This window comes from candidate division TA06 bacterium, from assembly GCA_004376575.1.
Taxonomy (GTDB): domain Bacteria; phylum Hydrothermota; class DG-26; order E44-bin18; family E44-bin18; genus E44-bin18.
Map to the genome: position 1 here is coordinate 1 of SOJN01000016.1, position 15,934 is coordinate 15,934.

Sequence of the window (15,934 nt, forward strand, 5' to 3'; positions counted from 1 at the left end):
TGTCATTGCGAGGAGGGAACCGACGAAGCAATCCACTCGGGTTGTTTCGAATTGATTTTTGATTTGGCCACCGTCAGGTGGCCTGGGCCTTTTTCCCCATTCGGTGAAACTCAAGACGAAATGTGTCTCGTGCCATCTTGCGATGGATCGGGCATATTTCCCTTGAAATCTGGGGGGGCGAGGGTATAATTATTCTGGAGTATCTGGGGGATAGGTGAATGAGGCTGGTAACGGCTGGGGTACTGGTTGCGGGACTTTTGTTTCCCCTGTCCAGTCTCCACGCCGACTACATAAGAATATCGAGTGACGGTACTATGACCAATGTGCCTGAGACTTCAGACCTCAAGGTCATAGTAGTCCGTCCTGTGGTGAAGCCCGTGAACCCGGGATACGACTCTTTGATCGATGAGTGCGCTGCCAGGCATAATCTGGAGCCCAGTCTGATCAAGGCCGTGATTGAGGCTGAATCAAACTATGATCCTTTGGCTGTCTCGCCAAAAGGAGCCATGGGCCTCATGCAGTTGATGCCTGAGACTGCTGAAATGCTCGGAGTCGACAGCCCGTTTGATCCCGAGCAGAATATTGAAGGTGGTTCAAAATACCTGTCTGAACTCCTGGAAGTCTTCCAGGGGAGACTGGACCTGGCACTCGCGGCCTACAACGCTGGTCCAACTGTGGTGGGGACTCTCAAGAGGATACCTCAGAATAGGGAGACTCCGAGGTACGTCAAGAAGGTTTTGAAAGTCTATGTTGACGAGGGCGGTGTCTTGCCTGAGACTTTTGATACCAAGGAGAAGGAGAAGACGGAAGAGCCAAAGTCGGAACCGGAGGAGCCCAAAGGAATAGTTTTTCTGTGTAAGGATGAGGAAGGCAGGACTGTGATAACGAACATACCAGTTCTCAGAAGCAATTGAATCCCCACAAAGCCTTACCTTCACGCACAACCGCTTTGACAAGGCACTTCAGAATTGGAAACAGACAGGCAGGCTGAACAAGAGAAAAGACCCAGATCAGGAATAAGAAGGAATTTGAGAAGAAAATTCCTGATGGGGATTGTCGCTATCCTTCCAATAGGCCTGACCATCTTTGTCTGCTGGTTCTTGGTGACCAAGATTGGCAGTCTGCTCGTCAGGCTTTTCGCGCGCATCCCGTATCTCAGGGAACTCCCGGAAATAGCTGTTGGCGCCATCGGATTTGTGGCTGTTATGGTCGTAATCTATCTGGTTGGCGTCCTCACTACCAGCATACTTGGAAGATGGATAGTGAGGTTCGTTGAGATTATGTTCACGAGAGTTCCTCTTGTGAGGGCCGTCTACACGTCCTCAAGACAGCTAGTGGAGACCCTGTTTGTGGACAGGAGCGCATTCAGAAGAGTAGTCATGGTGGAGTTCCCCAAGAAGGGGACCTATACTCTGGGCTTTGTTACCACTGACGATGCCTGGACTGTCAAACCATCACAGGCTAAGGCTCTACCCGTATTCGTCCCCACTACGCCGAATCCCACGTCGGGTTATCTGCTTCTGGTTCCAGAGCGTGAACTCATACCGACGAATCTCACTGTGGAATGGGCGATGAAAATTATCGTATCCGGCGGCATTGTTTCGCCAGAAATAAGGGAGATAGATGCACATTCTCACCAAGATAAGGAAAGCGGTTCAGGCAATTCTCAGGGGTAAACCCAGGATTGAAACTGAACAGGAACTGAGAGAGATGATTGCTCTCGGGGAGGCAGAAGGTATCATCACCGAAGAAGAGGAAGAGATGATAGAATCTATCTTCGAGATAGGGGAGACACCGATCGAAGAGGTGATGGTGCCAAGGGTGGACATGGTTTGCGTGCCAGCAAATGCTTCCATAGACAAGATTATTGATGTCTTCATAAAGGAGGGCCACTCAAAAATTCCAGTCTACGATGGTGAGATAGACAGCATGGCTGGAATTCTCTACATAGACGGGCTTCTCAGATTCTGGGGGACGAATGAGGACTACAGAGCCATAGAGTTCGTTCGTCTGCCTCACTTCGTACCTGAGAGCAAGAAGGTTCTCGACACCATGAAGGAGTTTCAAGAGAAAAGGCTTTCTATTGCAATTGTGTTAGACGAGTATGGCGGAGTGAACGGTCTTGTGACCATGGAGGATCTGGTTGAGGAGATAGTTGGAGAGTTCGAGGATGAGTTTGACAAGGAAGAAAAACCATATAAATTATTGAAGAACGGGTCTTATGTGGTGAGTGGGGGAATGGAAGTGGACGACCTGAACGACTTATTGGGTACTCGGTTCGAGGAAAAGGAGATTCATACCCTGGGAGGCCTAATTACAAGTAGGCTGGAAAGAATACCCAGGAAGGGAGAGGCCTTTAACATGGATGGCCTTAACGTTCAAATTCTTGAGGCTACTAAACAGAGGATATATCGCGTGCTGATAAGGAAGGAGGGCGAAAAAAAGGACTAATCCAATCCACTTTGCACGCTTGAGATTGTAATGGTCGAGACTAAGGAGGGAAACGTGAAAGTCCTGTTGTGTTCTATTTTATGTACACTCATTCTAGCTTCGGCTCTTGCTGCACATGCAGGTACCGGGGATCAAATGTTGGTGAGAATCTTTGGGAATCCGGCTGAGATCCACCACAGGGGTCTGGATGTTGTGGGCTTCAAGAGGTTTGAATCGGTGGATGCTATAGTAGACGCTGGTACCTACGCATACCTTGTCTCACAGGGTTACAGTATGGAGATTCTGATAGAAGATATTGAAGAGTACGACAGCATGATTCTTGGTGTGTATCATGGTTTACAGGTTGTTATGGACAGTCTTGCTTCCATCGCGATCAACCATCCCGGCATAGCAAGGTTGGATACTCTTCCCTACACAACGTATCAGAACAGGCCTCTGGTCGTTCTCAAGATCTCTGACAACGTGGGTACTGAGGAAGACGAACCTGAGGTATTCTTCTTTGCTATGCACCACGCCAGAGAGTGGCCGACGGTGAACATAGTCCTGTTTGCTGCTGACACGCTCACCAGTGGTTATGGCTCTGACGCTCACATAACAGAGGTGGTCGATTCAAGACAGATATGGCTTATGCCTGTCGTCAATGCCGACGGGTACTTCTATTCCTACGACCAAAACCATGGGTGGTGGAGAAAAAACAGAAGATTTTTTCCCCAATACGGAACATATGGCGTGGACCCGAACAGGAACTATGGGGGTTCTTACAACGGGTCTCCTATCGGTGAATGGGGTTCTACTGTTGGAGCCACTTCAAGGAATCCGGACGAGAACGTGTATGCCGGTCCGGAGCCCGTGTCTGAAGAGGAAATCAAAGCTGTGAACCAAATGGTCAAGGATCACGATTTTGTCTTTACCGTAAGCTACCACACCCACGGCGAAATGGTAATGTGGCCCTGGGGCTATTCGAACAACTTGCACGTTCCGGACGATGCCCTGATTTCTGACATAGGCCAGGAGATGGCTTCGAGGATAACGCAACAGGACGGCAGCGGGACTTATGATTATTTCCAGAGCGCAGGCCCGGGCCTGTATCCCACGAGCGGGAGCACTAATGACTGGGTATACGGCTACACTTACTACCACAAAGGATCCAACTTGCTTCCATTTACAGTTGAGGCATGCACAGACTTTCATCCAAATCAAAGCGTCCTCGATCAAGTCTGTAGAGAAAACTTCGATGGAATGATATACCTCTGCGATGTTGCCGACTCGGTCAAGAACCTGCTTGTTCCGTATGTGCTGCCGCCCATAGTTGCTCCTCTGGACACGATTTCTCCTCCTGATTTTGACATTGTGTGGACCCAGCGAAATCCTCTGGCGAATGCTGAGTTGTATGAGCTGCAGGAGCTGTCGGGCCTGACAGTCGTAATGGATTCGGCAGAAGATGGCACAGGCCTCTGGGACATGGACGGATTCACCATAAGTTCTGCAAGAAAGCACGATGGGATATACAGTTACTATTCGACAATCGGGTCTCCAGCAGCAGAGACTGTTGTTGCCATGACAACCAAACTTCCTCTTCCTGTAATGGAGAACGATTCGCTCTCGTTCTGGTATTACTGTGACATAGAGAATCTGTGGGACTATGGTTATGCGGAGGTTGCAGTTGATGGAATGGAGTGGGAGATCCTGGAACAGTTTACCGGCGTGAAGGGTTGGGACAGACTCGCCTACAGTCTGGAGGATTACGTAGGCGGCTCCATCTTCATAAGATTCAGATATACGGTTGACCAGAATGTGTGGGGCGAAGGTCTTTACATAGACGCAATAAGTCCTGTTGCAGATTTCGATTCAACGGCCATAGTGTCTTCCGCCATAACTGATACCTTCTGGTCGTTCAGTGGAAAAGATCCCGGTGAATACTGGTACCGGGTCAAGGGCTATAACACTTCCAGGGATTGGGGTCACTATGGTCAGCTGGTTCACACCCAGGTCGCTGTTGGTGTCGCGGAAAGGGATACCCGTGACTTGCGGAGCCGGCAAGTACTCCTCCAGAACCGACCCAACCCATTCAAAACTTCCACCACCATATCCATGGTGCTGCCCGCTGGGCGGGGGACACACAATATGAGGATATTCGACCAGGCCGGCCGGGTGGTGAAGACCTTTGTATTGAACGATGGAGATCCACTCTCGGCAAGCTCAGGTCATTCGGTTGTGTGGGACGGAGCGGATGACAGAGGAAGAGAGGTTCCCTCAGGAGTATATTTCTACAGTATCTCCTCCTCGATGGGTAGAATGACTCAAAAGATGGTCTTGGCCAGATAGGAGAAGAGCATGACACGCACCGTGGTTTCCCTGCTGATCGTTTCGATTGTCCTCTTCACCCTGTGTACTTTATCCCACGGAAATAGTATTCCGGTCACAAGGTGGGTCTCACCTGACAATAGCAGACCGACGAGCAGAGCTGAGTGGGTCGCTGGTAAGAGTATTAAGACTGACCCTTACATCAAGATTGTACCAGGGTTTACAGGTCTGGCAACTGACTTTTTGATAGTGGTCAACACTGACCTGTATCCACTCATTTCCTCCGACCTTGCCGGATACATGAACAATCTTCAGAATGACGGATTCTCTCCGTCGGTCATCACGTGTGATGACGTTCAGAGCCTGGATGCTTGCGACAGCTTGAAATCAGTTCTCTCCTTCTACCACGCTGATGGCCTTCAGGGAGCAGTTTTCATTGGTGATCTTCCGATAGCCTGGTTCCATATGCTGGACGATTTCAATGGAGATTCTGTTTTCGAAGGCTATGAGGAATTTCCATGTGATCTCTACTACATGGACCTGAATGGGGAATGGCTTGACACGCTGAGGTGGAACGGCTTTTCGTTCGAACCCGGTAGAGACAGCATCCTTGACGTGCACAGGGGAGAGGTGATTCCTGAGATATGGGTGGGAAGACTTATGCCATCTCCAATTGGCGATGAGGATTCGTTGCTGCATGAGTATTTTGTGAGGGACAGTATCTACAGGTGTGACGGTTTTCCCATTCCTATACGCGCTCTCGCGTTTGTGGATGACGATTGGGAATGGTGGGCTGGCGAGTGGTCAGACAACATTCGCCTGACTTACCCGGACGTCATGACAGTAGCTGACAGGGAGTCGACAATAGCCGACAATTACAGGTACGGGCTGGCGGAAGGGTACGAATGGATATCTGTGTTTGCTCATTCGTGGCCCGGTGGTCACGGATTCAAGTACGGTATGGATCAGTGGAGCTATTTCTATGCCTCTGAAGTCCCCATTGTCGAGCCCGATGCCAGCTTCTACAACTTATTCGCGTGTTCTAACGCGAGATTCGTTGAAAATGGATACATGGGCGGAATGTATGTTTTTGCCAGGCAATACGGTCTGGGGGCGCTCGGAACCACCAAGACAGGTTCCATGCTCAACTTTGATGAGTTTTACTATCCACTGGGAAAGGGCGCGACAATTGGAGAGGCTTTTAAGGATTGGTTCTTGACCAGAGGACTGGATGGATATCAGACATGGGAGTCTTCATGGTTCTATGGGATGACGCTCTTGGGCGATCCCACTCTGAAGGTTAGATTTGCGGTGGGGATTGAGGCTGAAATCGATGAAGTCCGATCATCTCCGGTTATGTCGTTGAAGGCGCATCCCAATCCATTCAAAGGAGTAACAACCATTCACTACATTCTCAGAAGCAAGAATCCCGAGAATGCAAAACTGAGCATATACAACGCAGCAGGAAAGGTGGTGAAGTCCACAGGATTGAGTTCTGCCAGAGAGTATGTCAGTTGGGACGGGAATTCTGATGCAGGGGAGCGTTTGCCTTCAGGAGTTTACTTCTGCAGGCTGCAGAGCGACGGGGAAACCTTGACAAACAACCTGATCCTGATCAGGTAGACAAGGAGGGGTGGAATGAGTCTCAAGACTTCAGTGTCGGTTCTTGTTCTGATTGCTCTTTTATTTATCTCATTCTATGCTACCGCGATGCCCATCCATCCTGATCTGCTGGCAAGACTGAAGCAGGAAGGCAAGCTGGACGCTGTGGTAGAACAGCTCCAGGCGGCAAGAGAGAAAGGTGTTTTCGCTCCCAACCCCCGTCCGCCCAAGTTGATCGGAGCACAAACTGCAGTTAACCAGCCGGCCATCGTTATCCTCGTCGATTTTACAGACAATGTGGCAGACACTATAAACTACCCGGCAGCCCACTTCGATTCCCTTCTCTTTTCACAGGGGATATACCCGACCGGGTCAATGCGGGACTACTATCTGGAAAATAGTTACGGGAATATGAACATAACAGGAACCGTTACCGTGTGGCTCCGTATGCCGCAACTATATACCTATTACACGAATGACAGCACCGGCTTTGGAACCTATCCACGGAATGCTCAGAAGCTGACTGAGGATGCGATAATGGCTGCAGATCCCTTTATTGATTTCTCCAGTTTCGACGCGGATGGCGACGGGTATGTAGATGCACTTTTTGTGGTTCATGCCGGGCCGGGTGCAGAAGTAACAGGCAATCCGAATCACATATGGTCCCACAAATGGCAGACGTCAGTTCCCATTCCCGTGGACGGTGTTCTTGCCTCTACATATTCGATGGAGCCCGAAGACGGCAAAATAGGTGTGTTCTCTCATGAGCTGGGGCATGTCTTTGGTCTCCCCGACCTGTATGACTATGGCTACGACTCAAGAGGTCTGGGAGGTTGGTCTGTCATGGCTGGTGGTTCATGGGGTAACGGCGGTGTGACGCCGGTCCACTTTGATGCATGGTCAAAGACCAAACTCGGGTTCGTAACACCTGTCGAACCGGCGGCAGGGACGCTCTTCGCCGTCGAGTTTCCACTTGTTGAGTATGTGCCGGTGATTTATAAACTGTACATGGATAATATTCCTAACCACGAGTACTTCCTCGTTGAGAACAGAAGGATTACAGGATTCGATGCGTACCTTCCAGGCCCAGGGCTGTGCATCTACCATTGCGACGACACAGTAAGTACGGGCAATGATCTTCAGTGGTATCCAGGTTATACGGATTCCGGTCACTACCTGGTTGCGCTTGAGCAGGCTGATGGGCTTTGGGAACTGGAACAGGATTACGGCGCTGACATGGGAGATCCATATCCTGGGACAACAGGGAACCTGGTGTTCAATGATACAACTACGCCGAATTCGAGCAACTACTCATTTCTATCAACCGGGGTTTGTGTTGACTACATATCACCGCCTGCCGATACCATGACCGCAAATCTTTGCGCGGGAGACCCTGTCGGGATACAAGAACAAGACCGAGAATTGAAAATTGAAAATCGAGTATTACTTCAAAATATGCCCAATCCGTTCTATAGTTCGACCATGATTTCTTATTCCGTTCTAGCGTTTTCCCAAGTCAGCCTCCAGGTGTTCGATATTAGCGGGAGGTTTGTGCAGACCCTTGTCGATGAACCTCAGGGGCCGGGAGTGTATCAGGTCCACTGGGACGGCAAGGATAGCTCCGGCAGAGGAGCAGGGAATGGTCTCTACTTCTATCATCTTGAGGCGGGACACTTCACTGCCACCCGGAAGCTCATCCTGATAAGGTGATCGAAAGCGGAAGCTTGTGCCGCTGAAGTTCGCAGCCAATCACACTCGGGGCTAGCTGACATTCGCAGTCGTATTCTTACATCTTCTATATTTTACCTACCCCTTAGGCAATAGTTGAATTGAGGCTTGGATATGGCGTGGTTCTACCTGTTTTTCTTCATAACCGGCGCTACTGGACTCATTTATGAGACTACGTTTGCCCGGCAACTCCAACTCGTATTCGGCAGCACCCTGTCGGCGGTCTCAGTTGTCGTTGCTGTATTTTTTGGAGGGATGGCACTGGGCGCTGCTCTGTTGGGAAAGTATGCCGACCGTTTCTCTCCCATCCGCTTCTACGGTATCCTTGAGATTGGGAGCGGGCTATTGGCTTTGTTGGCTGCTTTTTTGGTGCCTCAGATCAGAAATCTCTATGCTCACCTTTATCCTCTTCTCCCGGCCTCGGGCTATCTGCGAACTGGCACTCAAGGGGTTCTGACAGTTATCCTCCTGTTGCCTCCAACACTGTTAATTGGGGCTACTCTGCCAGCGCTTTCTCGTGGGCTAACAGTTTCGTTTGGAAAACGGTTCACGCGGATCGGTGCACTGTATGGGCTCAACACCTTGGGCGCTGCATTTGGTACAATATTGTGTGGTTTCCTGCTTTTGGAACATCTTGGCTATGGGATGTCGATTCTGTCAGCAGCATTGGTCAATATCTCGATTGGACTCATAGCTTTGATTCTGGCTCCTCGCTTCGCGACAGCGTTCTCTGCCGCCAAACAAGGCAGGAGCAAAAGACAAAGGGTGCCGAGGAGCGATAATGCCGCCTCGAAGCGGCCAAATCAGCAAAAAGGTCTTTCTCGTCTAATACTCTTACTCGCGGGGCTTTCCGGTCTGGCTGCTCTTGGATACGAAATCGTCTGGTTCCGTATTTTGAGTTTCTCAGTTGTGGTGGACGCGTATGCATTTGCTCTGATGCTTGGAGTCTACCTGTTGGGGATCGGTGGAGGGAGCCTCGTTGCTGCCTGGCGTTTCCGTCGAAGCCAGGGTTCTCTTTTAGAACTCGGACTCTTGGAAGTTGCTCTTTCCATCTTTGCAGTCGTGGGATTCATAGGTCTCATTCTGTTGAAGTTCCATATTCCCCAACCCGTAACCGGGGATCCCAATTTCTGGTGGAAAGAGCTGGTCAGCACTTCCTTGCTGGCGATAATTCTGATTCTGCCTGCCACTTTGATTATGGGTTATGTTTTCCCGATGTTGGTCTCGCTATATACTTCCCGGAAGGACAGACTCGGCGCTCAAGTGGGAAAGGTCGTTGCCGTAAACACTCTGGGAGCTATTGTTGGCAGTATCATCAGCGGGTTCATCTTTATACCGCTCGTAGGGATTCAAAAGAGTCTCATCCTTTTCGCCGGTTTGTCTGGAGTGGTAGGAATAATTGCCCTGACCTTTGGACCGATGCAAACCATATCGCGTACGCTGTCACTCGTGTTTAGCGTACCATTGATTGTCCTCAGTTTTTTGCTCGTGCCTCTCCGGTCCGATTTTGGGTTCTTGCAGATTCCGGGCCACAAGAAAGCTCAGCTTCTTTACTATAGAGAGAGTGCAGACCAGACCGTGATGGTTACCAGAGATGTTGGTGGAAGGAAGATTCAAAGGCTGATTCTCAACCAGCAACAAGCCACCTCAACCAGCCTGCCGGGGCAACGAAAGAATCAGCTTCTGGGGCATCTCCCACTGTGGGCATGCCCTGATGCACGAACGGCGCTCGTAATCTGCTTTGGAAGCGGAGGCACTTTTGGTGCGTTGGGTGCTTACGACCTGGAACGGGTGGATTGTGTTGAAATCTGTCCCGCCGTGATTGAAGCAGCCCATCTATTTAGCAGATGGAATGGGGACGTTCTTTCCAAACCAAATGTGCGGGTGATAGTGGACGATGGTCGCAGCTATCTTCTCACAACCCAGGAGAGCTACGACATTATCACCTTAGAGCCGATGCACCCAGGCTTGAAGGGTGTTTCGTCTCTCTACAGCCTTGAATTCTACATGGAAGCACGCAACAGACTGCGGCCGGGTGGTGTGCTTTGTCAGTGGATTCCCCTCTATGGTATGAATGGGGAAGATGCTCGTTCTCTAATTGCCACAGCTACCGAGATCTTTCCTCAGAGTAGTCTATGGCTTGTTGGAGCAGAGGGGATTCTAGTTTGCGCCCGAGACTCGCTTTTTATAGGGTGGGATTGGCTCCAGAAGAAGTTTGGCGATGGCGAAGTCCAAGCGGTTCTTCGCCAGGTTCGGCTTGAGGACCCGTGGGCAATTCTTTCGGGCTACTTGCTGGGTCCTGAAGGCTTAAGAGATTTTGTGCAGGGCGCGCCGATCGTGCGGGATGATCGCCCTTTTACCGAGTATTCAATACCCCGCCACAAACACATTTTTCCATGGGATGAAATGCTCACTCTGGTCGAGAAGCGAGAATCACCAATGGCCATGATGAAAGGAGTGTCGAAGGAGGAAATTGACTCCTTGGAATCGCTGTGGACTGAGAGGAAGAATGTCTGGGTCGACAGGGACCGGGGATTCGCAGCCTTTTCTCAGGGCGATATGCCTCGTGCACGGAGATATCTTGAAGCCGCCTATCAGCAGAACCCGTCGGATCGTTATACAGCCCACTTCTTGGAAGAAGTGTATTGGAAATATGGGCTGAGATACGGTCGTCAGGGGTTGGTAGACGATGCTGTGGAAGCCTATCGTATGGCGGCACATGTAGAACCGCGGGATCCAGAGAGTCATTTTTATCTTGCAGTCGCGCTTGCCAACGTCGGGCAACGACAGGAAGCGGTGAAAGAAGCTCGTATCACACTGGAGCTTGAACCTGAACACCGGGGTGCAAAGAGCCTGCTGGATAGACAAGGTTCCAATCGCTAAGAGCCCTGTGCGGTAGCACAAGAACGATGGGGCTCCAAATCACGGATTACTGAACAAAGGAGGGCTTTCGCGCCCGTTTCGTTTGCATTAAAAAATCATCGACAACTCTTTTAGTGGTGTGCTTTATGCTTGACCGGGGATGACGATCCATCTAGACTGTGTACAAATCCTGGAAGGGGGGAATTGTGAACGAAAGCATCCGAAGCCGGGTCATCTGGCCGTTAGGTTTGGCATTTGCGATTTGCTGCGCAGTTTCTCTTATTCCTGTGTCATCGTTTGGACAGATTACTTTTGAGAGGACCTACGGAGGCGGTTTTTCTGATGTCGCCCATTCTGTGGTGCAGACTCTGGATGGTGGTTATGCCATCGCAGGGTTCACATGGTCTTCAGGTGCAGGCGTTTCTGATGTTTACCTGATCAAGACAGACTCTCTGGGGAGTGTTCTTTGGGATTCGACCTACGGCGGGATTTCTTATGATGTTGGCTATTCTCTTCAGCAGACGTCTGATGGCGGGTACGTTATCACGGGGTACACACGGTCGTCCGGTGCGGGCCTAAGCGATGTCTATCTGATGAAAACGGACTCCTTGGGGAATACTCTCTGGGATACGACCTACGGTGGTGACTCCATTGATATCGGCAATTCTGTAGTCCAGACTTCGGACGGAGGGTATATCATTGCCGGAGAAACGCAGTCGATCGATCCGGGCATATCTGATGTCTATCTAATCAAGACTGACTCTTTAGGGAGCGTTGTCTGGGAGATGACCTACGGCGGCGCTTCCGATGATTTGGGATATTCTGTCCAGCAGACTTCAGATGGTGGCTACATCATTGCAGGACTCACATACTCCTTCGGAACAAGCGGCGGAGACGTTTACCTTATCAAGACAGACTCGCTGGGGGGCGTTGTCTGGGACACGACTTATGGTGGGATTCTTTATGATGCCGGACATTCTGTCCAGCAGACCTCAGACGACGGATTCATCATCGGAGGGCACACGTCGTCCTTTGGCGCGGGTCTTGGTGATGTCTATCTTATCAGGACAGATTCTCTTGGGACTGTTCTCTGGGATACGACGCACGGTGGTGATTCCAGTGATGTAGGCCTTTCTGTCGTGCAGACTCTGGACGAAGGATATGTCGTAGCAGGGTACACATGGTCCTTCGGTTCAAGTGAGTATGATGTATACATAGTCAAGACAGACTCCCTTGGGAGTGTTCTGTGGGAAAGGACCTACGGTGATAGTGTGGATGATCGCGGTTATGCCGTCCAGCAGACCGTGGACGGTGGGTATATTGTCGCGGGGTATACTCGGTCAATGGGTGCAGGGGTGAATGATGTTTACCTGATAAAGACGGACGCCAACGGGATGGTAGTAGGCTTGGAAGAACAGGGTTCAACGTTCAAGGTTGAAGGTTCAAGGGCTAAGCTCCTTCAGAACATGCCAAATCCCTTCTTAGGTTCGACTGTGATAACCTATTCATTGCCGGTGCCTGGTCGTGTCAAACTCCAGATCTACGATGTGAGTGGAAGGTTCGTAGAAACACTTGTGGATGAAGAACAGGTGGCGGGCATATATGCGTTTCGCTGGGAAGCGGCAGACAAGGCCACCGGGATGTATTTCTGCAGGCTGGAAGCTAGTGACTTCACGGACGCGAAGAAGATGATACTACTACGCTAAAGAAAATGTACAGAGTACAAAGTACAGAGGACAAAATAGACTCGGGAGATTCTCCGCGCCCATCTTTCTGGGCAGGGCAACCCTGCCCCTCCATAGACGGTTGTGAAGGTCCCGAGGCCCCGAGCGAGGTCGAAGGGCGAAAATCTAGGGGTGTCCCCATACACTTTTTCGGTTTGCATTCTGATTTGAAGTATGTTACGGTCTCTGTTGCAGAGCAGGACAGACGGTCGCTCCTTTCGGGGAGAGGAAAGTCCGAGCTCCACAGGGTACGGTGCCTGTCGCAAGGCAGGGGGGAGTGATCCCATGGAAAGTGCCACAGAAAAGACACAGCCGATGGCCCGAATATCTGAAGGCACAGGCAAAGGTGAAAAGGTGCGGTAAGAGCGCACCAGATTCAGCGGTAACGCTGGGTCTTGGTAAACCCCTCCGGGAGCAAGGCCAAACAGTAGGGAGAAGTGACCCGCTTCGCTATTACCCTGGGTAGGCCGCGCAGATAGATGACTGTCGAATACAGAACTCGGCTTATGTCTTGCTCTGCATATTCTGTGTTGTCGATCATCAAAGTTACGGCCCACTTATGCACCATGAATGGATTCTAGCCCCAGAACCAGACACCTCCTTGGTACAGCATATCGCCGAGGAGAATAGCATTCATCCTGCGGTAGCATCAGTCCTTGTTTCCAGAGGATTCGATGCAGAAAGGGCCGCGGCCCACCTCAACCTTTCACTTCAGGGTTTGCACGATCCTTTCTCCATGATGGGGATGAGAAGAGCAGCAGACAGGGTACTGGAGGCAATCAGGAAGAAAGAGAAGATTCTTGTTCACGGCGACTATGACGTGGATGGGATCGCTGGTTCAGCTCTTCTCTACACGTTCCTGAAAGCTCACAATTCTCATGTCAAGTTCTATATTCCCAACCGTCTAGAGGAAGGTTACGGCCTCTCTGAGCGTGGCGTGTCTTTTGCCGCCGAAGTCGGCGCCACCCTGCTCATAACAGTTGACTGCGGGATAAACGAACTTGACGAAGTCGAGCTCGCCAGGAAGAGTGATATCGATGTGATTGTTACTGACCACCACGAGCCCAAGTCAGACCTTCCCCGGGCACACACCATCCTCAATCCGAAGTGCGAAGATCAGACCTATCCTTTTGCTGACCTTTCCGGATGCGGGGTTGCCTTCAAGCTCTTGCAAGCCGTCTCAGTCGAACTGGGAGAGAAACGGGAAGAATCTTTCAGGGATCTTGATCTGGTTGCTCTCGCGACGGTCTGCGACATTGTACCCATGGTTGGAGAGAACAGAATCTTTGCCAGGTTTGGCATGGAGATTCTGTCAGAGTCTGAGAAGCCCGGGATCGTCGCTCTAAAAAAGGTTGCCGGTATTGGCGCTGGAGAGATCAGCGCTTATCATCTGGGATTCATGCTTGGTCCAAGGCTCAATGCAGCTGGCAGGATTGCCTCTGCTGCCGATGGTCTCAAGCTACTTGTGACGGATGACCCAAAAGAAGCCGGCATCATAGCTAACCGATTGGATGCTCAGAACGCAAAGAGAAGAGAACTGGATGCCAGGATATCCGACGAGGCCGCCCGCATGGTTGAGGACGAATTCGATCTGTCCACCACTGCTGGAATCGTACTTGCCGCTGAAGGCTGGCATGAGGGAGTGATTGGAATAGTCGCCTCGAGAATAGTTGAGAAATTTCACAGGCCTACTGTTGTTATCTCCATAGACGGCAAGAAAGGGAAGGGGTCGGCCAGATCGACCAGGAATGTGAATCTGTATGGTGCCCTCGAAAAATGCAAGGACGTATTAACTGGCTTCGGAGGCCATCAATACGCGGCTGGCCTGACTATTGAATCAGATAAAGTGGACAGGTTCAAGGACAAGTTCAACGAAGCGGTCAAGGAGACAGTTTCAATTGATGAGCTTCAACCAAAGTTGTTTGTCGATGCAAGGCTGACCATTGAAGATGTTGACGATTACCTTCTTTCTTCACTTGAAAGGTTGAGGCCTTTCGGCATCAAAAACGCGAGGCCGGTGTTTGTGTCAGAGAATGTGGAGGTGGTTGGTGACCCGGCCATTTTCGGGAAAGGCCATCTCAAGTTCAAGGTAAGGGACGGAGACAGTGTCCAGGGCGCAAAAGCGTTCAGGATGGGAGACATGATTGGTGCCCTTTCAGCAAGGCCCAGGGTCGACATTGTCTACTCTGTAAGAAAAGACAAATATTTTGGGAAGGAAAGTACCGCCTTGTATGTCCTGGACATCAAAGTGACCAAGACGCATGTCAGATCCCCTGAATAAATGTGAAACAAGGGATTTCAATCCATGGAAGCTCCGCGCAGATGGCGGAGTTGCTTTTCTTGAATATGCAGCGTGGCCGCAGGTGAGATGTCTTTTTACCACTCGTATCGGGGGCGCGAGCGCTCGTCCGTATGATTCTCTCAATCTGAGCATAAGTACTGGTGATGAGCCAGAAGTGGTGGACAAGAATCTTGTGTTTGTGCGTCGCTCGTGCGGCTTGGATGATAGGAGAATTGTCCGCACTAAGCAAACCCACTCGAAAGTGGTGACACTGGTAGATTGTGAGAAGTCAGACCATGTTGGTGACGGTCTTGTCACTGCTTTGAAGGGAACCTGGCTTGCCGTTTCTGTGGCAGACTGTGTGCCCATATACATGTATGATAACGACAACGATGCTGTGGGTATTGTTCATGCTGGTTGGAGAGGCACTCTTAAGAAGATCAGTGCCTCTTGTGTCGGGCGGATGTCAGAGGCCTTCGGCAGCAATCCTTCGAACATAAGTGTCGTGTTTGGCCCGGGAATTGGCCCCTGCTGCTATGAAGTATCGAGTGAGCTTGCTTCAGAGTTTGACAAGGCTTTTCCCGAGAGTGTCACTGGACGATACGTGGATCTTTTCAAAGCAAACCGAATGATGCTTGAGGATGTTGGAGTGCGGTGCGTGGCGGGTGGCCCTGTATGCACTTCATGTCACTCTGATCTTTTCTTCTCTCACAGGAGAGACAGAGGTAAGACCGGCCGGATGCTGGGACTCATAGCCCTTCGCCCCGCCTGACCCTCGAAAATAGAACCTGAAACCACGAGATTACACGAGATTAACACAGAAGAGCATTTATCCTATGACAAAATCAGAAGATGAGAAATCTTGTGATAATCTGTGTTAATCTGTGGTTCCGAGATTTTCGTGTGGAATTGGGGACAGCCCCCAATTCAGTTCGGTTCTTGCGATTTGAGTTCACTTGAGACCGAGGAAAGGAAACTGCCG

General features: G+C 50.6%; 10 protein-coding genes and 1 other RNA gene. All 11 read left to right on the plus strand.

Going from position 1 to position 15,934, the window contains the following annotated elements; genetic code table 11:
* Positions 1-218: 218 nt before the first annotated feature.
* The 11 genes from E3J62_01005 (at position 219) to pgeF (ending at position 15,724) form a co-directional block, all read left to right on the plus strand.
* Entirely contained in the window at positions 219-914 is a 696-nt protein-coding gene (locus tag E3J62_01005) for a lytic transglycosylase domain-containing protein (GenBank protein ID TET47563.1), read from the plus strand.
* A gap of 114 nt (positions 915-1,028) precedes the next feature.
* The gene (locus E3J62_01010; protein ID TET47564.1) at positions 1,029-1,676 is read left to right on the plus strand and encodes a DUF502 domain-containing protein; all 648 of its coding nucleotides are present in this window, start codon (positions 1,029-1,031) and stop codon (positions 1,674-1,676) included.
* Positions 1,624-2,451, plus strand: coding sequence for a CBS domain-containing protein (locus tag E3J62_01015; GenBank protein ID TET47565.1), 828 nt, complete (start codon positions 1,624-1,626; stop codon positions 2,449-2,451). Before E3J62_01010 ends, E3J62_01015 begins: the two co-directional genes overlap by 53 nt.
* A 30-nt stretch (positions 2,452-2,481) precedes the next feature.
* Complete coding sequence (locus E3J62_01020) at positions 2,482-4,776, plus strand: T9SS type A sorting domain-containing protein (GenBank protein TET47566.1); 2,295 nt, start codon at positions 2,482-2,484, stop codon at positions 4,774-4,776.
* A gap of 9 nt (positions 4,777-4,785) precedes the next feature.
* Entirely contained in the window at positions 4,786-6,378 is a 1,593-nt protein-coding gene (locus E3J62_01025; protein ID TET47567.1) for a T9SS type A sorting domain-containing protein, read from the plus strand.
* Positions 6,379-6,393: 15 nt separating this feature from the next.
* Positions 6,394-8,067: a M6 family metalloprotease domain-containing protein gene (locus E3J62_01030; protein TET47568.1), complete on the plus strand. Its 1,674-nt coding sequence runs from the start codon at positions 6,394-6,396 to the stop codon at positions 8,065-8,067.
* Positions 8,068-8,199: 132 nt separating this feature from the next.
* Positions 8,200-10,968, plus strand: a complete 2,769-nt coding sequence (locus E3J62_01035; GenBank protein ID TET47569.1) for a tetratricopeptide repeat protein — start codon at positions 8,200-8,202, stop codon at positions 10,966-10,968.
* A 185-nt stretch (positions 10,969-11,153) separates the two neighbouring features.
* Positions 11,154-12,653, plus strand: a complete 1,500-nt coding sequence (locus E3J62_01040; GenBank protein TET47570.1) for a T9SS type A sorting domain-containing protein — start codon at positions 11,154-11,156, stop codon at positions 12,651-12,653.
* 211 nt (positions 12,654-12,864) lie between these two features.
* An RNA gene (gene rnpB / locus E3J62_01045) (RNase P RNA component class A) lies at positions 12,865-13,193 on the plus strand.
* 37 nt (positions 13,194-13,230) lie between these two features.
* Complete coding sequence (gene recJ / locus E3J62_01050; protein ID TET47571.1) at positions 13,231-14,952, plus strand: single-stranded-DNA-specific exonuclease RecJ; 1,722 nt, start codon at positions 13,231-13,233, stop codon at positions 14,950-14,952.
* Positions 14,933-15,724: a peptidoglycan editing factor PgeF gene (gene pgeF, locus E3J62_01055; protein ID TET47572.1), complete on the plus strand. Its 792-nt coding sequence runs from the start codon at positions 14,933-14,935 to the stop codon at positions 15,722-15,724. Before recJ ends, pgeF begins: the two co-directional genes overlap by 20 nt.
* Positions 15,725-15,934 lie beyond the last annotated feature (210 nt).